Raw genomic sequence first — 18505 nt, forward strand, 5'->3', positions numbered from 1 at the left:
TCCCTCACTGACTCTACGCCGACATAAAGCCGCTGCTGCATCTTCTTCGTCGTTCGCTCGCGCTCTCAACTACGAATAGGCAGACGGCGTCGACTATCGGGGACTAATAACCGCCCTCACTTCGCTCTCCATGGCGGTCAGCGCCTGAAGCATTACTATCTCTTTCTAATGTTTACCATGGAGCCAACGTAGAAAAGATTCGTGAGTTTTCCAGAGAGATGCTGGAAAAGCACCCACTACAGGCGCTTTTTTCAGCAACCCACATGTCAACAGATGGGCGCGTAATAGCAAAGCGGCCGGGGGCAGAGTTTGGCGAGGCTGGGGGCGGTGAAACTCTATGGGCAGAGATGGTTAAGCACTACATCATGGAGCTTGGGTTAGTAGTTCAAGGCGATCTCTGGCCAGCATTAGAAATCGTCAGGTTAGAGCACCGCATACAGGAAGGTGATTTTCTGTCTATAGCACGTCTGTCTCCAATCGTTCCACCAGGACGTGAGCGGCTAATAGCTAAGGCTCTATTTGCTGGTTACGACAATGACTTTGTCACCGCCATACATATACTTGTTCCGCAGCTAGAGCATTTAGTGCGATTTCATCTTAAACAGGTCGGGGAGTCGCTATTTTTGCGGAAGCTTGTTTTGGGCATCCAAGCCCAAGCAAGCGGCAAATACTTAACGCGACCGTTTATGCCTACGGCGCCCCCAGACGGCGTCGACTATCGAGGACTAACCACCCTCACTTCGCTCTCCATGGCGGTCAGCGCTGGAGTAACGACAACGACTCTAGACCCCAAAGGCATAGAAAATGAAAACGGCTTAAGCACTCTTATGGAACACAGACAGGCAAATGAAATTTTCGGGGAAGATCTTGCCTTTGAAATCAGAGCGCTATTCTGTGACCCTTTTGGCCCAAACCTCCGAAATGAGTTGGCTCATGGACTTATCGACCTTGAAGAAGCCCAGTCGGTACCCTCAATTTATGCTTGGTGGCTGCTGCTAAAAATCACATTCAACACGTTCTGGCAGACCAAGCAACGTGGTAAAGGTCATGCAAGCGAGGACACTGAAGCCAAACAACCAATTTCCGAATAATTACTCGGGATTGAGGTATCCATATATGGGATGTGCATACACCTTATGCCGATGGGGAATTTCATGCCGCATCATGCGTGGGCATAAAATCGATGCCCACCCTACGGAGGACACGCACAAACCAGGGTGGTTTTGACCTTCCCCCTTCTGCAGCACCGAGCATCGGAGCGGTTTCAGGATTGAGTGAGCAGCTGCCTGAGCGTAGCGAGTTCTGCTCACGCCTAAATCGTGAGAAGGCCGCTCTCGCACGTCCATGTGCTTCGCGGCACTCGTGCATCCTGCACTTCGCGCAGGGCACCCGTAGGATGATGCAGGGGGTGATGGTTTTGGGTACTTTTGCCGAATCAAAAGTACCATGCCGCGCGGGTGCGCGAACCCGCTTTAAAACACGTCGCGAAAGCGACACAAACTTAAGAACCTAAAGCCTTCCCAAGCGCAGCCAAGAAAGCACTATTCTCCTCAGCCGCCCCAACAGTAACCCTCAGCGTATCCGCCAGAGGCCCCTCAGAAGCCTTCATATTCTTGATGAGTACACCATCAGCTTTGATAGATTCAAAAATCTCACCAGCCCGCCCACTCGGCACACTAAACAGAATAAAGTTAGCCGCAGAAGGAAACAGCTCGATACCCTCGAGCCTCCCCATCTCATCAAACAACCGCGTCCGTTCCTCACGAATCAACCGCGTCTGCTCATCAAACACCTCGATATTATCGAGCGCAAACTCGGCCGCCGCCTGAGTCATCACATTGATATTGTAGGGAAGCCGCAACTTATCGAACTCACCGATCCACTCCGCTGGACCGGCAATCAACCCAAGACGTAGCCCGGCCAACCCCAGCTTTGAGAGGGTGCGCATCACCAGCAGGTTATCGAACTCACCAAGACGTGGCATGAAACTCTTACCAGCGAAGGCGTGATACGCCTCGTCGACCACCACCACACCGTTGGCCGCCTCGAGGATCTTCACGATCGCCTCCTCATCGAAGAGGTTACCGGTCGGGTTGTTGGGATAGGCAAGGTAGACCACCGCCGGGTCGTGCTGCTCAATCGCCTGCAGCATCGCGGCGAGGTCGAGTGAGAAGTCGGGCTTGAGCGGTACACCGTGGTACTCGAGCGAGCTGAAGGTGGCGATCATGCGGTACATGACGAAGCTCGGCTCGGGGGCTAGCACTACCCGCTTCGGCCCACCGAAGGCGAGCGCCAGAATCTGGATGATCTCGTCGGAGCCGTTGCCGAGCATCACCCCCATCCCCGCCGGGATATCCATGCTGCGGCGCAATGCAGCGGTGAGGCTGCTAGCCGCTGGATCGGGGTAGCGGTTGACGGCGATCTCGCGCACCTGCCGCTGCCAGCTCTCGAGCATCGCATCGGGCCAGCGGTAGGGGTTCTCCATCGCATCGAGCTTGATCAGCTCGCCCGGATCGGGCACGTGGTAGGCGGAGAGTTCGCGGATCTCGGGGCGGATCCAGTGGTTGATTTTGTCGTCGAGGCTCATGGGTTTGTCGACTCGCGTTACATCACCGGCATTGGTGGGTTTCGTGTTACTTAACCCACCCTACGCTCGATAATTAATCCTTGATGCGGTACTCGGCGGAGCGGGCGTGGGCGGTGAGCCCCTCGCCGCGCGCCAGCGTCGAGGCGGTCTTGCCGAGGTGGCTGGCACCATCGGCGGAGAACATGATCAGCGAGGAGCGCTTCTGGAAGTCGTAGACACCGAGCGGCGAGCTGAAGCGGGCGGTACGCGAGGTCGGCAGCACATGGTTGGGACCGGCGCAGTAGTCACCCAGCGCCTCGGCGGTATAACGGCCCATGAAGATCGCACCGGCGTGTTTGATCTGCTTCGCCATCGACTGAGGGTCATCAACCGAAAGCTCGAGATGCTCAGGGGCGATGTGGTTGGTAATCGTTACCGCCTCATCGAGATCAGCTACCTTGATCAGCGCACCGCGATCGGCAATCGACTTCTCGATGATCTCCTTGCGCTCCATGGTTGGCAGCAGTTTGTCGATGCTCGCCGCGACACTATCGAGATAGGCCTGATCGGGACAGAGCAGAATCGACTGTGCGTCCTCGTCGTGCTCGGCCTGGGAGAAGAGGTCCATCGCAATCCAGTCGGGATCGGTCTTGCCATCACAGATCACCAGAATCTCCGAGGGACCGGCGATCATGTCGATGCCGACGGTACCGAAGACCATGCCCTTGGCGGTAGCGACGTAGATGTTGCCGGGACCGACGATCTTATCGACCTGCGGCACCGTCTCGGTGCCGTAGGCGAGCCCGGCAACCGCCTGTGCACCACCGAGGGCAAAAGCACGGTCAACACCGGCAATCGCTGCAGCGGCCAGCACCAGTTCGTTGACCTCGCCATCGGGGGTCGGTACCACCATGATCAGCTCATCGACACCCGCCACCTTGGCCGGGATCGCATTCATCAATACGGAGGATGGGTAGGCCGCCTTGCCACCCGGCACATAGAGACCGGCGCGGTCGAGTGGCGTGACCTGCTGACCCAGCAGGGTGCCGTCATCCTCAGTGTAGGACCAGGAGGCCACCTTCTGGTGCTCGTGGTAGGCGCGCACCCGCTCGGCGGCCAGCTCCAGCCCCTCACGCTCGGCCACACTGATATTCACCAACGCCGCCGTGAGTCGATCCTGGGAGATCTCCAGTTCAGCCATTGAGCCGACGCTCATACGATCGAAACGGTTGGTGTACTCCACCAGCGCCGCGTCACCGCGACTCTTTACCGCCTGCAGCACCTCGCGCACGGTGTTATTCACCGCCTCGTTGGAGACGCCCTCCCAGTCGAGCAGCCGGTCGAGCTGCTGCTGAAAATCGCTACTGCTGCTATCGAGACGTTTGATATCGGTCATCGCCCTTCTCCGCTATACGCCACGCCGCTCGTTAACGGCCTCGGCGATCAGATCGATCAGTTTTTTAACCTGCCTGTGTTTCATCTTCATCGACGCCTTGTTGACCACCAGGCGCGAGCTAACATCGGCGATATGCTCCAGTGGCTCGAGGCCATTGGCCTTGAGCGTATTACCCGTATCGACCAGATCGACGATGTAATCAGCCAATCCAACCAGCGGTGCCAGCTCCATTGAGCCGTAGAGTTTGATGATCTCGACCTGCTTGCCCTGCTCGGCGTAATAACGACGGGTGGAGTTCACAAACTTGGTCGCGATACGCAGCCGTGCCGGTGTCTCGGGGCGATTCTTGGCACCCGCCACCATCAGTTTGCAGCGTGCAATATTGAGATCGAGCGGCTCGTAGACGCTGTCACCGCCGTGCTCCATCAGCACATCTTTGCCCGCCACACCCAGATCGGCCGCGCCGTACTCGACATAGGTCGGCACATCGGTGGCACGGATGATCACCAGCTTCACATCTTCTCGATTGGTATCGAGAATCAGTTTGCGACTGGTTTCCGGATCGTCGATCGGCACAATCCCGGCGTGAGCCAGCAGTGGCAGCGTCTCCTTGAAGATACGCCCCTTGGAGAGCGCAATTGTCAGGGTCTCTTGCATGGTGGGTAACCTTGCTCCAGGTAGATTTATTCGGGTACGCGACGGATACGCGCGCCAAGCTGAGCCAGTTTCTCTTCGATATGGTCGTAACCGCGATCGATGTGATAGATACGATCGACCACCGTCTCACCATCAGCAACCAGCCCGGCCAGTACCAGACTGGCCGAGGCGCGCAGATCGGTCGCCATCACGGGTGCTGCGGTCAGTCGTTTAACGCCCTCGCTAATGGCCGTGTTGCCTTCAACGCGGGTAATTGCGCCCATGCGCTCCAGCTCCTGCACATGCATAAAGCGATTCTCAAACACCGTTTCAGTAATCGTACCGGTCCCCTCGGCAATCGCGTTGAGGGTAGCAAACTGGGCCTGCATATCGGTTGGGAAGGCGGGATAGGGTGCTGTACGCAGACTAACCGCCTTGGGACGTTTACCGTGCATATTCAGCTCGATCCAATCCTCACCCGTGGTGATATCGGCGCCCGCCTCCTCCAGCTTCAGCAAAACTGCATCGAGCAGATCGGGTCGGGTATCTTTCAGCTTCACGTGACCACTGGTCACCGCAGCGGCAACCAGATAGGTACCGGTCTCGATACGATCGGGAAGCACCTTGTAGGTCGTACCATTGAGACGTTCTACGCCCTCAATGGTAATGGTATCGGTACCGGCACCGCTGACCTTGGCGCCCATGCTGTTGAGGCAGTCGGCAAGGTCGGTCACCTCCGGCTCGCGTGCGGCATTCTCAAGAATGATGGTGCCATCTGCGAGTGCTGCGGCCATCATCAGATTCTCAGTGCCGGTCACAGTGACCATATCGAGAACTAGACGTGCCCCCTTGAGACGCTCGGCGCGGGCACGAATATAGCCCCCCTCAACCTCGATATCGGCACCCATGGCGCGCAGACCTTCAAGGTGAATATTGACCGGACGCGAGCCGATCGCACAGCCACCCGGCAGCGAGACATCGGCCTTGCCGTAGCGTGCCAGCAACGGACCCAGCACCAGGATCGAGGCGCGCATCGTCTTCACCAGCTCATAGGGGGCGGAGAACTCCTTGATGGTGCGCGGATCGACCTCGATACTCATACGCTCACCGACCATCAGCGACACGCCCATGCGGCCGAGTAGCTCCATGGTGGTGGTCACATCGTGCAGATGCGGCACATTCTCAATAGTCATTGGACCATCAGCGAGCAGCGTTGCAGAGAGAATCGGCAGCACTGCGTTTTTCGCCCCAGAGATACGAATCTCGCCCTCGAGCTTGCCGCCACCGGTAATAATCAGTTTATCCATCAAATACTCCGATTCGGTTTTACCGAATCTACTTATTGTTCTGCTGCAGCCCACTCTTCGGGGGTGAAGGTACGCATTGTCAGGGCGTGAATATCGCTGTGCATGTGGTCACCCAAGGTGGCGTAGACCATGCGATGCTGCTCCAGCATCTTCTTACCCGCAAAGGCCTGACTGACGATCTTCGCCTCAAAATGGTCACCCTCACCGGCCACCATTGCATTACAATCCGGAATACCCTTCTCGATCATGCCTTTAACATCATCAGCAGTCATACCTGCATCACCTCTGTCATCTCTGTTCATTCAGCTGCACAAGCCATCACGGACATTAACCGTTACGGAATAAATGGCACGCAGCCCGCAAGCTCGGCGCACGGCAGCCTTTTTAAGGCCGCTAATCATATAGAAAACGGGAAGAAACGGGAAATTTCGGATCATCGACCAGCCTGTGGCCTCCGATCGATACTGGGATTCAGTCCCAGGTGAGTGGCAACACCTTATCGAGCCCACTGACGCGGGCAATCGCCATCATCTGCTGCGGGATGTTGACGTACTCAATCTCGTGCTCATGCTGTTTGGCCTGACGCATCCAGTCGATCAGCAGCGCCAACCCGGCACTATCGGCCTTCTCAACCTCGCGCAGATCAACCGTTACCACACCCTCCTTGCAAAACATCGTCTCAGCCGCCTTGCTCATCTCTGCGGCTGCTCCGCTCAACTCCGAGACGGTTTCAAAGGTGACCATGCCGTTGATATAGAGTCGACCATCCTCCTCCTGACGAATAGCGCACTGCTGCTCGCCGTTGCGATCGGTGCACGATTTGAGAATACGACAGCTCACTAGCGCACCTCGTCGTTCTTCTTCGTCAGTCGCTTGATCAACGCATCGAGGCCCTTCTGACGAATCTCGCGTGAGAAGGTGGTGCGGTAGTTAGCTACCAGACTGACCCCATCAATGGAGACATCATAGACCTTCCAGGCATCGCCCTTCAGGTAGAGGTTGTAGTTGATCGGGATCGGGAAGGCACCCGGCTGCTGGATCTCAGTTCGTACCACCACATCACCACTCGCCTCACCTTCACGCAGTGGCAGATAGTCGATCGCCTGGTCAGTGTACTCATTCAGTGCAGTGGCATAGGTACGCACCAATAACATGCGGAACTCCTTGGTGAAGTCGGCCTGCTGCTGCTTGCTGGCCTTACGGCGGTACTTGCCGAGCACCCACTTGGCAATACGCTCAAAATCGAAGTGCGGTAAAACGATCTCATCAACCATGCCGTAGAGCATGTTGGGTTTGGCCTTGATCGCCTCACTTTCCGCCTTAAGCCGCTCTAACACCTGGTTGGAGGTCGACTGAACCAGCTGCTGAGGGGGTGTCACCGCAGCAGCTGCACTGCCAGCAAATAACAACGCTGAGATAAAGAGCAGAGCTAGGCGTTTCATCAGTAAGCCCCCGTAGCGCGGTTGAGTTCGATGATCTTCATATTGTAGTCATTCACCGAGCTGAGATAGTCGGCGTGGGTCAGCACGTAGGTCTTGAAGGCGTCGAGCACCTTGTCCGCCTCCTCAAGGCCCGCCTCAAAATCGGCGTATGAGCTAACCATCCAGCGACGACCGGAGCGACTACCCTTGCCGAGCTCTTCAACCGCTGAGTGCAACGCCTGCAGCTCGTGGTATTTCTCGGCCACATCGAAGGGGATACCCTGCTGGGCAAAGGCTGACTTGGAGATCAGCGCATCAAGCTCTGCCTGGGCACGGCTCGTCTTGGCGCTGGTAACACCGCCCTGCATATCCCATTTCAGACCGACCACCGGGGTGGCTGCGACGTGGTTGAAGGGATCAACCGTATAGGGATTATCAAGCGTATCTCGACCCGGCGCATAGGCAAAGGTGCCGACGATACCGGCGTAAAGATTAGGATTGGACTCCGACTTCTTCGCTGCCACCAGCGCGCGACGCGCCTCAAGCCCCGCCTTGAGCTGATCCATCTCCGGGCGATTGGCCAGTGCACGCTGCTGTAGATCGGCCAGACTATCCTGCGGCAGAGCTTCAGCGCTTAGAGACTTATCTGCGACCGAAAGCTCACCATCGATACCAACACCGGTCATCACCTTGAGTCCGGCCAGCGCGATGCGCTCAACCGATTTTGCCTCAGCCAGATATTTGTTCAGCAGTGCCATACCGGTCTCCAGCGCATAGAGGTCGGACTGTTTTACATCGCCCTTATCCTCTTCGAGCCAGCGTTCAACCAACGCCTTTGCCTTCTCCAGACGACGCTTCACATCCTCAAGCAGCAGGTGGCTGTCGCGCGCAGTGAGGTAGCCGTAGTAGGCGCGCGAGGTGTCGTAGATGGTCTCGATGCGCTGCTCGCGTACCTCCGACTTCTTCACCTCGACGTTACCCTCGGCCGCCTCAGTGTAGTAACGCACCTTGCCGAAGGTGGCGAGTGGCTTGATCAGCTTCAACTGCAGTGATGCCCAGCCAGTCACTTCATCAAATTCGTAGAGGTCATCGCGCAGCTTGCAGGGCGAGACACAACTCTCTGCACCACCTTCGAAAATACCGCCCTCAACCACAGGGGCGAGACCGACAAAGAGATTCATATCGACCATTAGGTCATCACTCGCCTGGGCCTGATCGATCAGCGCACGAGCGGCATCGACCAGATGCTCCTTCTCAGCGATGCGGTGATCAGCCTTCAGCGCCATCTCTACCGCCTGGCTAAGATCGACACTCTGGGCGCTGGTAAGCGTTGCGAACGAGGCGAGTACCGCCCCCATCAATAGCTGCTTCATCTACTCTCCCCCTTCGGCTGCTTCGTTATACATAAATTGACCAATCAGCTGTTCAAGTACCAGCGCCGACTGGGTCAGTTTGATCTCACTGCCACTCTCAAGGTAGTCCTCCTCGCCGCCCGGTTCCAGACCGATATACTGCTCGCCGAGCAGACCGGCGGTGAGAATGCTGGCCGTGGTGTCGGTGGGGATCTGGTTAAAGCTGCCACCCACATTCATCTTGACCACTGCCTCGAAGGTCGCCTGATCGAACCTGATATCGGTCACTCGACCGACCCGTACCCCGGCGATACTGACCGGAGAACGCACCTTCAGTCCGCCGATATTCTCAAAGCGGGCGGAGACCTCATAACCATCCTCATCACTCATTGAGCTGAGGTTGCTGACCTTCATCGCCAACATGAAGAGTGCCGCCAATCCCATCGCGACAAAGACGCCAACAGCGACATGAACGTACTTGTTAAACATGATTTCAGACCTCTCCAAACATTAACGCAGTCAGCACAAAATCGAGACAGAGAACGGCAAGCGCGGTATGTACCACGGTGCGCGTGGTCGCGCGGCTAACACCCTCGGCAGTCGGATCGGCATCGTGTCCTTCAAAGACCGCAATCCAGGTCGCCACAAAACCGAACACGATGCTCTTGATCACACCGTTATAGATATCTTCCTGCAGATCGACACCCGCCTGGATCTGCGACCAGAAGGCACCCTCATCAACGCCGAGCAGTCCGACACCGACCAGCAGCCCGCCCATCACGCCAACCGCACTGAAGATCGCCGCCAGCAGCGGCATCGAGATGAGACCGGCGTAGAAGCGGGGTGCGATGACTCGTTTCAGTGGGTCGACCGCCATCATGCCTATCGATGAGAGCTGCTCGGTCGCCTTCATCAGACCGATCTCGGCGGTCAGTGCCGAACCGGCACGACCGGCAAACAGTAGCGCGGTGACCACCGGCCCCAGCTCGCGCACCAGTGAGAGTGCGACTACCACGCCGAGTGACTCCTCGGCACCAAACTGCGCCAGGGTGTTGTAACCCTGCAGACCCAGCACCATGCCGACAAACAGGCCCGAGACGATAATAATCAGTAGTGAAAGCACACCGACCGAATAGATCTGCGCAACGATCAAACTGGGACGAGTTAGAACGGTGGTGAAACCGGCGATAATACGTAGCAGGAAGATATGACCACGGCCGAGACGACGGAAAAAATCGACACCGCTCTCGCCGACAAAGGCCAATCCATCCGTGATAGAGGCTAACCAGCGCATGCATCTCTCCCCGCTGCGCTACCCGTGCTGCAATTGATCATTCTTTTTCCATTCCAAGATTTATCAGATCATCCTGATAGTCTGGCGCCTGGTAGTGGAATGGCACCGGTCCATCAGGCAGGCCATTCATGAACTGCTGCACCCAGGGTGAACTCGACTTCATCAGATCTTCAGTCGAACCGTGCTCGACCACCTTGCCCTGCGAGAGGATATAGATGTAGTCGGCAATTGCCGCCGTCTCCTTCACATCGTGCGAGACGATCACGCTGGTCAGACCCAGTGCGTCATTGAGCAGACGAATCAGCTGCACCAGCGCACCCATTGAGATCGGGTCCTGACCGGTGAAGGGCTCGTCATACATAATCATCATCGGATCGAGTGCGATCGCGCGCGCCAACGCCACACGCCGGGCCATACCGCCGGAGAGTTCACTCGGCATCAGATCGATCGCACCACGCAGCCCCACCGCCTGTAGCTTCATTAACACCAGATCGCGCACCATCCGCTCAGGCAGGTCGGTATGCTCTCTTAGTGGGAAGGCAACGTTATCGAAGACATTAATATCGGTCAGTAGCGCACCGCTCTGAAACAGCATGCCCATGCGTTTTCGCAACTGATAGAGACGTCGCAGAGAGAGCGAGGGGACCTCTTCGCCACAGAACTTGATACTGCCCTGGTGGGGGCGAATCTGACCACCAATCAGACGCAACAGCGTCGTCTTGCCGGTACCACTCGGCCCCATGATTGCTGTGACCTTTCCACGCTGGATATCGAGGTCAACTCCATCAAATATCGGGCGTTTGCCGCGAACAAAGCGCAGGTTTCTTATCTCGACCAGTGGGTCGGCATTTATATCAATACGATTTTGCATCAGGAGGTTTTCATACCCGGAGAGCTAACTTCTTCTCTCTCCAGTATTTTTTGGATTCATTCCAACTATTTATTCGCTACCAATAAGCGTGAGGACCGAGTTTCACTAATCTGCAAGTTGGAGTCAACTGATGCTTTCCCACAGCTATATCACTACAAAAAAAATAGGGGAGTCGCTATTTTTGCGAGAGTTTGTTTTGGGCATCCAAGCCCAAGCAAACAGCAAAAACTTAACGCGACCGTTTATGCCTGCGGCGCCCCGACGGTTATTAAACCCCATACAGCTCTGTCAATGCGGCTATCTCGCGAAGCTGCATCAGTGTCTTAGCTCCACTATCGACGAGTAGTACCGCACTGCGCCACCCCTGCGCCTGGTGTAGAAACTGTTTTACCTGCTCGGCTAATTGCGGTAATCCCACATCTGCCCCCGAGAGAGAGATCCGCCCCACATTACTGCCCCACTCACCCTCAAGGCCCGCATGCCAGACCGGCAACACTCCATATCGGTTATTTATCTCCGTTGCCCTCTCAGAGGTGAGCTCACCATCAATATAGAGAGTAACTCCTGATGAGTGCTCAGCCAGCCCATGAAGAACCGCAGGACCCACTGGATCAGAGAGTCGCAGCAGCAGAGCATCGACACAGGCAGCAGGCTGACCGACCTCTGCCAACAACTCTATAGCCACAACATCCGCAATACCCACCTCAAGCAGTGCGACGACTCGTGATTCGAACAGCTCGCACCACTCGGACCACTGCTCGGCATCAGCAGAGCGCCAATGCTGCTCTGGCAGCAGTAGCGCCGAAAACTCACTGCTGTAGAAATCGAGTCGCCACTCTTGTGGTAGATCCTCAGGGTAGAGCGCATTCAGAGCCGGAAGATCCCAGCCGCAGCCGCCAAAAAAGAGCTTTGGAAGCCCCTCTCCCTGCTGGCGCTCCGATAAAACACCCTTTTGTATCTGCTGTGCCATTTTGCCACCACCACACTGAAATTACGGTTACAATAGCGCCCCCGTTGGCCGTTTGAAAAGCGCCAGCCGACGAGATAAACGACATTTTTACATCAGCCACTGGCTGATCAAATTCGATAGTAGAGAGAGAATAAGCAGTGAGAACTTGCGTGCATACAGCGCCCCTCTGCCAGCCCGTCACAACGCCATCCCCGCTGGGCCGACAGAGGACACACTAACCATGCTGCTCGATATCGCCGCCATTTTGGGCGGCTTCCTGATTCTGATCTGGGGTGCGGATAAATTTGTCACCGGCGCTTCAGCCACGGCACGCAATCTCGGCATCTCACCACTGATTATCGGCCTGACCATTGTCGGCTTTGGCACCTCGGCACCGGAGATTCTCGTCTCGGTCATCTCCTCATCACTCGGCAACCCGGGCCTGGCGATCGGTAATGCGCTCGGCTCCAACATCACCAACATCGCCCTGATTCTTGGTGCCACTGCGGTGCTCATCCCGCTCAACGTCAACTCCGATACGGTACGACGCGAGCTGCCGATCCTGCTCTCTGCGATGTTGATCGCGCTGGTGCTGCTACAGGACGGTGTGTTGGGGAGACTTGACGGTATCTTTCTGCTCAGCGGCCTCGCTGTGATGATCTACATGGTCGTCAGCCTCGGCCTTAAGACCCGCCGTGACGATCCGTTGAGCGGTGAGTTTGACGACGAGATCCCCAGCCACATGCCGATGCGTACTGCCATCATCTGGCTGATCGTCGGACTGGCTGCACTGCTGATCAGCTCGCGTGCGCTGGTCTGGGGGGCGGTCAATATCGCCACCTCATTCGGTGTGAGTGATCTGATTATCGGTCTGACCATCGTCGCCCTCGGTACGAGTCTGCCGGAACTGGCCGCCTCAATTGTCAGCGCCAAGAAAGGCGAGCATGACATCGCCATCGGTAACGTCATCGGCTCCAACATGTTCAATCTGCTGGCGGTGCTGGGTCTACCCGGTGTCATCCATCCCGGTTCATTTGATCCAGCAGTGCTTACTCGCGACTACCCGGTCATGATCGGTCTAACCATACTGCTGTTTGCGATGGCCTACGGCTTCCGCGGCCCCGGCCGCATTACCCGCGGCGAGGGTTCGGTGCTACTGCTGGCCTTTATCGGCTACCAGACGGTACTCTACCTCTCAGCAACTGGAGCGATGTAATGAAAGAGCAATTTCAGGCACAAAATATCAAGTGTGGTGGTTGCGCCGATGCGATCAAAAATGGCCTGGGCGAACTCAACGGTATCGAACAGGTCGAAGTTGAGGTTGAGAGCGGCAACGTTACGGTCGAGGGTGCCTCGCTGCAACGCGATACGATCTCAGCCAAGCTGGCTGAGCTGGGTTACCCGGAGGCGTGAGCCCGGATCTGGATTGAGATGAACGAAAAAAAACTACAACAACTCGGCGTCGCGGTTATTGAGACCGAGGCGGAGGCGATCTCCGCCCTCACCCAACGCATTGACGCCAACTTTGCCACTGCCTGCCGCCATATGCTCGAGTGCGAAGGTCGAATCGTGGTGGTCGGTATGGGCAAGTCGGGCCATATCGGCGGCAAGATTGCCGCTACTCTGGCCAGCACCGGCAGCCCCGCCTTCTTCGTTCACCCCGGTGAGGCGAGCCACGGTGATCTCGGCATGATCACTGCCAAGGATGTGGTCCTCGCACTCTCCAACTCCGGCGAGACCGATGAGATCCGCACCATCCTACCGATCATCAAACGACTCAATATTCCGCTGATCTCGATGACCGGCAACCCCGACTCGAGCCTCGCCCAGGCAGCCAGTGTCAACATCGACGTCAGCGTTGAGCGCGAGGCGTGTCCACTCGGACTCGCGCCCACCTCAAGCACTACTGCTGCTCTGGTGATGGGCGACGCACTCGCCATCTCACTGCTTGAGGCACGCGGTTTCACCCCAGAAGATTTTGCTCGCTCCCACCCCGCCGGTGCCCTTGGTCGCAGACTGCTCTTACACGTCGGCGACATCATGCACACTGGCGATGCCGTGCCACAGGTGAGCGAGAGCACACTACTCAGCGATGCGTTACTGGAGATGACCGGCAAGAGCCTCGGCATGACCGGCGTAACCGACAGCGATAATCGTGTCATTGGTATTTTCACCGATGGCGATCTGCGCCGCACTCTCGATCACGGCATCGACGTGCACCAGGCCTCAATTAGCGAAGCGATGACCAAAGAGTGCAAAACGGTGGTTGCCGACATGTTGGCAGCCGAGGCGCTGCAGATCATGGACAGTAAAAAGATCAGCGCCCTACTGGTAGTCGATGAGAATCAGCATCTGGTCGGCGCACTCAACATGCACGACATGCTGCGCGCAGGCGTCGTATAACAACCATTTCAGTCTGGAGAGAGCATGAAGGACATCCTTGAGAAGGCCAAACAGATCCGACTTATCATCTTTGACGTCGATGGCGTACTAACCGATGGCGGTCTCTTCTTTGGCGATGATGGCCAGGAGTACAAGGCGTTCCATTCACGTGACGGCCACGGCATGAAGATGCTGCAGCAGAGTGGCGTCACCATCGCCATTATCACCGGCCGCACCTCCAAGGTGGTCGAACACCGCATGAAAAACCTCGGTATCGAACACGTCTACCAGGGACAGCACGAGAAGCTACCCGCCTTCGAACAACTGATCGCAGAACTCAACGTCAGCGCCGAAGAGACCGCCTATGTCGGTGACGATGTGGTTGATCTGCCGATCATGACCCGTGTTGGTCTGGCGGTTGCGGTCCAGGATGCACACCGCATGGTCAAACAGCATGCACACTGGCAGACCTCAGTCGGCGGTGGCCGCGGTGCCGCTCGTGAGATCTGCGAGCTGATCATGGAAGCTCAGGGCACCCTGAGCCCGATGCTGGAGAGTTATCTCTAGGTGGACGTTCGGGTCCTGATTCCGATGCTTATTTTCGCCCTGCTAGCGGTCAGTAGCGGCTGGCTGCTCTACCGCAGCAGTTACGATGGCGACATCGACCGCGGCGCACGTCACACACCCGACTTTTTCCTCGAGAATTTCAATCTCACCAGCATGGATAGCGAGGGACAACCACACCACATCCTCAGTGGCACCGCCCTGCGTCACTACGGTGACGATGACAGCAGCGAGATCGATCAGCCACGACTTAAACTGGTTGGAAAAACACGTCCACAGTGGAGTGCATCTGCGGGTAAGGCTCATATCGCGCCCGACGGTGCTGAGATCAGACTTGAACAGGATGTGCTCCTGCAGCGCAGCAGCCCCGAACAGGAGTCACTCAAGATCGAGAGTAGCAGCATTACGCTATGGCCCGACCAGGAGCGCGCTGCAACCGATCAACCGATCAAGCTCACCAGCGACACCCGTACCGTCACCGCCACTGGCCTGCGCAGCAACTGGGCGACTGGCCAACACACCCTGCTATCCAATGTAAGAGGCCGCTATGCACAAAACTAGCTCCCACTTATTAATCATCGCCACCCTGTTACTTCCCGGTATCGCCACTGCGCTCTCAAGCGACCGTGATCAACCCATCGAGGTTGAGGCCGACCGGGTTGAGTTTGACGAGAAACGCGGCATCAGCACCTACAGTGGAAATGTCACCTTCAGCCAGGGTTCGCTGCACGCCACTGCCGATGTTGTCACCATCCACACCCTCAATGGACAACTCGATCGAGTCATCGCCAAAGGTAAACCGGCCACCTTCCGTCAGCGCCCCGATGAGAGCAGCGAAGATGTACGCGGCAGTGGCGAACAGCTTGAGTACCAGGCCGAAACCGAGCAGCTCACACTCAGCATCAACGCTGAGCTCTACCAAAAAGGCAATCGACTCACCAGCCAACGTATCGTCTACGACGCAGCGCGTGATAGCGCTGTGGCGGGCAGCACCAGCACCGACAGTAGTCATAAGCCAAAAAACGAGCGCGTACGCATCACCATTCAGCCGCGCGAGCGTAAACCCGCTGAAAAGCCATGACTCGACTCAGCGCTGAGAACCTGCACAAAGCCTACAAGGGTCGCGATGTTGTTGGCGGCGTCTCGCTTACCATCAACAGTGGCGAGGTGGTCGGACTGCTCGGCCCCAACGGTGCCGGCAAGACCACCAGTTTCTATATGGTGGTTGGACTGATCGGCTGTGATACGGGTCGCATCATGATTGATGAGCAGGATGTCACCAGCTATCCCATCGATGCCCGCGCCCGCCTCGGGATCGGCTATCTGCCACAGGAGGCCTCGGTGTTTCGCAAGCTCAGCGTAGCCGACAACATCCTCGCCATTCTCGAGATCCGTGATGAGCTCAATGCACAGACACGCGAGTCGATGCTCGATGAGCTGCTCAGCGAACTGCACATCTCACACCTGCGCGACACCATCGGTCAGAGCCTCTCTGGCGGCGAGCGTCGTCGGGTGGAGATCGCACGTGCACTGGCAACGGAACCAAAATTCGTTCTGCTCGATGAGCCATTTGCCGGCGTCGATCCGATCTCAGTGATCGACATTCAACAGATCATCAAACACCTGAGTGAGCGCGGTATCGGCGTGCTGATCACCGACCACAATGTGCGCGAGACACTCGGTATCTGTGAGCGCGCCTATATTCTCAATGCCGGTGAGGTAATTGCCGAGGGTCACCCCGATGAGATCCTGCAAAACCAGAAGGTTCGCGACGTCTATCTGGGCCAGCATTTTGCGATGTAACCGCCGTTAAAGAGGGAAAAGGACGAAAAACCCTAGTCGCCATACAGCAATTGAAGGAAAATTCATATCCTGTATTGGCACGGAATTTGCGCTATATTTGTAACAGAATGATTACACTGAAGTAGACAATAAATCCCTGATGAAACAGTCGCTCCAGCTCAAGCTTGGACAACAGCTCACGATGACGCCACAGCTGCAGCAGGCGATACGCCTGCTGCAGCTTTCATCGCTTGAGCTTCAGGTCGAAATCCAGCAGGCGCTGGAGTCGAATCTGATGCTGGAGGTCGACGAAGAGCAGGAGCCAGAAACAAAGGCTAATGAAGAGTCGAACAACAGTGAGACACCTGAACCCTCCGCCGAAGAGAAGCTTGATGCCACCGAGGCGGCTGGCAACAGCGAAACCCTGCCCGATGAGCTTCCCGTCGACAGCGCCTGGGAGGATGTCTATGACAACAGCACCAGCTACTCGGCACCGGCCGAGGATGATCGCGAGTTCACGATCCAGGACGACTCAGGCGATTCGCTGCATGACCACCTAAACTGGCAGATGGACCTCACCCCGTTCACCGATAAAGATCGCGCCATCGCCACTGCGATCATCGATTCGATCAACGATGACGGCTACCTCAGCACCGCGCTAGATGATATCGCCGAGAGTTTCCAGATCGAGGACGATGTTGAACTCGATGAGATTGAGGCGGTGCTACATCGCATCCAGCAGTTTGATCCTCCCGGTATCGCCGCACGCGACCTGCGCGAATCACTGCTGCTACAGATGCAACTACTCAACGCAGAGACACCCTTTTTGCAGGAGGCACGTCAGCTTGTTAGCGAGAATCTGGCGCTACTCGGCAACCACGACTACACCCAGCTCAAACGCAAGCTCAAACTCGACGAAAAACGGCTGATCGAGGTGATTCACCTGATCGAATCCCTGGAGCCGCGTCCCGGCTCGCACATCGCCTCCTCCCGTGCCGAATACATCGTGCCCGATGTCTTTGTCCGTAAGCAGAAGGGGGTTTGGCGTGTCGAGCTCAACAGCGACGTGATGCCCAAGGTCGGCATCAACAACAGCTATGCGGCACTGGTACGCCGCGGTGACAGCAGCGCCGATAACACCTACCTGAAGAACCACCTACAGGAGGCGCGCTGGTTCCTGAAAAGCCTGATGAGCAGGAACGAAACTCTGCTCAAGGTCGCCACCTGTATCGTCGAGCGCCAACGCGCCTTCCTCGAGTATGGTGATGAGGCGATGAAACCACTGGTACTGCGCGATGTTGCCGAAACGGTCGAGATGCACGAATCGACCATCTCGCGCGTTACCACCCAGAAATATATGCATACCCCTCGGGGTATCTTCGAATTCAAGTACTTCTTCTCCAGTCAGGTCAGCACCAGCGATGGCAGTGGCGCATCAGCCACCGCAATCCGTGCCATGCTTAAGAAAATGGTCGCGGATGAGAATCAGGCCAAACCGCTGAGTGATAGCAAACTCGCCGAGATACTGACCGAACAGGGGATCAACGTAGCGCGTCGCACGGTTGCTAAATACCGTGAGGCACTCTCAATACCGCCCTCTAACGAGCGCAAACGCCTGGCATAGGCCCCAAATAAACCCAAAGGAGCAAACGTATGCAGATCAATCTCACCGGGCATCACATCGATATCACCGATTCCATGCGCAACTACGTCAACGAGAAGATGGAGCGCCTTGAGCGCCACTTCGACCACGTCACCAATGTGCACGTGGTTCTCACCGTTGAGAAGCTGCGCAATAAGGCGGAGGCGACCATGCACGTCCCTGGCGGCAACATTCACGCCGAAAACACCCAGGAAGACATGTATGCCGCTATCGATGGTCTGGTCGATAAACTCGACCGACAGGTGAAGAAACACAAGGAAAAGGTCACCGACCACCACCGCAGCGAAGGCTCGCTGAAGACTCAGGCCTTCGAGGAGTAGCG

At 56.7% G+C, this 18505-nt stretch carries 22 protein-coding genes; 10 read left to right on the forward strand and 12 right to left on the reverse strand.

Going from position 1 to position 18505, the window contains the following annotated elements:
• Positions 1–218 precede the first annotated feature (218 nt).
• Positions 219–1091 (forward strand): DUF4209 domain-containing protein, encoded by an 873-nt coding sequence (locus BOW52_RS05815; RefSeq protein ID WP_078483156.1) that lies wholly within the window; start codon positions 219–221, stop codon positions 1089–1091.
• 410 nt (positions 1092–1501) lie between these two features.
• Here the strand turns inward: BOW52_RS05815 and hisC are convergent, their stop codons facing one another.
• The 12 genes from hisC to BOW52_RS05875 form a co-directional block, all read right to left on the reverse strand.
• Positions 1502–2587, reverse strand: coding sequence for a histidinol-phosphate transaminase (gene hisC / locus BOW52_RS05820; protein ID WP_078483157.1), 1086 nt, complete (start codon positions 2585–2587; stop codon positions 1502–1504).
• Between the two features lie 73 nt (positions 2588–2660).
• Complete coding sequence (gene hisD / locus BOW52_RS05825) at positions 2661–3962, reverse strand: histidinol dehydrogenase (protein ID WP_078483158.1); 1302 nt, start codon at positions 3960–3962, stop codon at positions 2661–2663.
• Positions 3963–3974: 12 nt separating this feature from the next.
• Positions 3975–4619: an ATP phosphoribosyltransferase gene (hisG, locus tag BOW52_RS05830; RefSeq protein WP_078483159.1), complete on the reverse strand. Its 645-nt coding sequence runs from the start codon at positions 4617–4619 to the stop codon at positions 3975–3977.
• A 26-nt stretch (positions 4620–4645) separates the two neighbouring features.
• Complete coding sequence (gene murA, locus BOW52_RS05835) at positions 4646–5905, reverse strand: UDP-N-acetylglucosamine 1-carboxyvinyltransferase (protein WP_078483160.1); 1260 nt, start codon at positions 5903–5905, stop codon at positions 4646–4648.
• 32 nt (positions 5906–5937) lie between these two features.
• Entirely contained in the window at positions 5938–6207 is a 270-nt protein-coding gene (locus tag BOW52_RS05840) for a BolA family protein (RefSeq protein ID WP_236725655.1), read from the reverse strand.
• A gap of 169 nt (positions 6208–6376) precedes the next feature.
• Positions 6377–6745, reverse strand: coding sequence for an STAS domain-containing protein (locus BOW52_RS05845; RefSeq protein WP_078483162.1), 369 nt, complete (start codon positions 6743–6745; stop codon positions 6377–6379).
• Positions 6745–7347: an MlaC/ttg2D family ABC transporter substrate-binding protein gene (locus tag BOW52_RS05850; protein WP_078483163.1), complete on the reverse strand. Its 603-nt coding sequence runs from the start codon at positions 7345–7347 to the stop codon at positions 6745–6747. The genes BOW52_RS05845 and BOW52_RS05850 overlap by 1 nt, the downstream gene beginning before the upstream one ends.
• Positions 7347–8699, reverse strand: a complete 1353-nt coding sequence (locus BOW52_RS05855; protein WP_078483164.1) for a TolC family protein — start codon at positions 8697–8699, stop codon at positions 7347–7349. The genes BOW52_RS05850 and BOW52_RS05855 overlap by 1 nt, the downstream gene beginning before the upstream one ends.
• Complete coding sequence (gene mlaD / locus BOW52_RS05860) at positions 8700–9167, reverse strand: outer membrane lipid asymmetry maintenance protein MlaD (RefSeq protein ID WP_078483165.1); 468 nt, start codon at positions 9165–9167, stop codon at positions 8700–8702.
• 4 nt (positions 9168–9171) lie between these two features.
• A complete protein-coding gene (gene mlaE, locus BOW52_RS05865; RefSeq protein WP_135622096.1) occupies positions 9172–9972 on the reverse strand; it encodes a lipid asymmetry maintenance ABC transporter permease subunit MlaE in 801 nt (266 codons plus the stop codon).
• A 37-nt stretch (positions 9973–10009) separates the two neighbouring features.
• Positions 10010–10843 carry an ABC transporter ATP-binding protein gene (locus tag BOW52_RS05870; protein WP_078483166.1) on the reverse strand — a complete coding sequence of 278 codons (834 nt, stop codon included), beginning with the start codon at positions 10841–10843 and terminating at the stop codon, positions 10010–10012.
• A 268-nt stretch (positions 10844–11111) separates the two neighbouring features.
• Entirely contained in the window at positions 11112–11813 is a 702-nt protein-coding gene (locus BOW52_RS05875) for a hypothetical protein (protein ID WP_078483167.1), read from the reverse strand.
• Positions 11814–12033: 220 nt separating this feature from the next.
• Between BOW52_RS05875 and BOW52_RS05880 the strand changes: the two genes are divergently transcribed.
• The 9 genes from BOW52_RS05880 to hpf all read left to right on the forward strand — a co-directional run bounded on the left by BOW52_RS05880 (position 12034) and on the right by hpf (position 18503).
• Positions 12034–13008 carry a calcium/sodium antiporter gene (locus BOW52_RS05880; protein ID WP_078483168.1) on the forward strand — a complete coding sequence of 325 codons (975 nt, stop codon included), beginning with the start codon at positions 12034–12036 and terminating at the stop codon, positions 13006–13008.
• On the forward strand, positions 13008–13205 hold the full coding sequence (locus tag BOW52_RS05885; RefSeq protein WP_078483169.1) for a heavy-metal-associated domain-containing protein: 198 nt from the start codon (positions 13008–13010) through the stop codon (positions 13203–13205). The genes BOW52_RS05880 and BOW52_RS05885 overlap by 1 nt, the downstream gene beginning before the upstream one ends.
• 18 nt (positions 13206–13223) lie before the next feature.
• Positions 13224–14195 (forward strand): KpsF/GutQ family sugar-phosphate isomerase, encoded by a 972-nt coding sequence (locus BOW52_RS05890; RefSeq protein WP_078483170.1) that lies wholly within the window; start codon positions 13224–13226, stop codon positions 14193–14195.
• 24 nt (positions 14196–14219) lie between these two features.
• Positions 14220–14741 carry a 3-deoxy-manno-octulosonate-8-phosphatase KdsC gene (kdsC, locus tag BOW52_RS05895; RefSeq protein ID WP_078483171.1) on the forward strand — a complete coding sequence of 174 codons (522 nt, stop codon included), beginning with the start codon at positions 14220–14222 and terminating at the stop codon, positions 14739–14741.
• Positions 14742–15299 carry an LPS export ABC transporter periplasmic protein LptC gene (gene lptC, locus BOW52_RS05900; protein ID WP_078483172.1) on the forward strand — a complete coding sequence of 186 codons (558 nt, stop codon included), beginning with the start codon at positions 14742–14744 and terminating at the stop codon, positions 15297–15299. It abuts the gene before it with no gap.
• Complete coding sequence (gene lptA / locus BOW52_RS05905; RefSeq protein ID WP_078483173.1) at positions 15286–15819, forward strand: lipopolysaccharide transport periplasmic protein LptA; 534 nt, start codon at positions 15286–15288, stop codon at positions 15817–15819. The genes lptC and lptA overlap by 14 nt, the downstream gene beginning before the upstream one ends.
• Positions 15816–16541 (forward strand): LPS export ABC transporter ATP-binding protein, encoded by a 726-nt coding sequence (gene lptB / locus BOW52_RS05910; protein ID WP_078483174.1) that lies wholly within the window; start codon positions 15816–15818, stop codon positions 16539–16541. Before lptA ends, lptB begins: the two co-directional genes overlap by 4 nt.
• A 139-nt stretch (positions 16542–16680) precedes the next feature.
• Positions 16681–18144: an RNA polymerase factor sigma-54 gene (locus tag BOW52_RS05915; protein ID WP_078483175.1), complete on the forward strand. Its 1464-nt coding sequence runs from the start codon at positions 16681–16683 to the stop codon at positions 18142–18144.
• A gap of 29 nt (positions 18145–18173) precedes the next feature.
• Positions 18174–18503, forward strand: coding sequence for a ribosome hibernation-promoting factor, HPF/YfiA family (gene hpf / locus BOW52_RS05920; RefSeq protein ID WP_078483176.1), 330 nt, complete (start codon positions 18174–18176; stop codon positions 18501–18503).
• Positions 18504–18505: the final 2 nt, after the last annotated feature.

The sequence above is a fragment of the Solemya pervernicosa gill symbiont genome (assembly GCF_002020875.1).
GTDB lineage: Bacteria > Pseudomonadota > Gammaproteobacteria.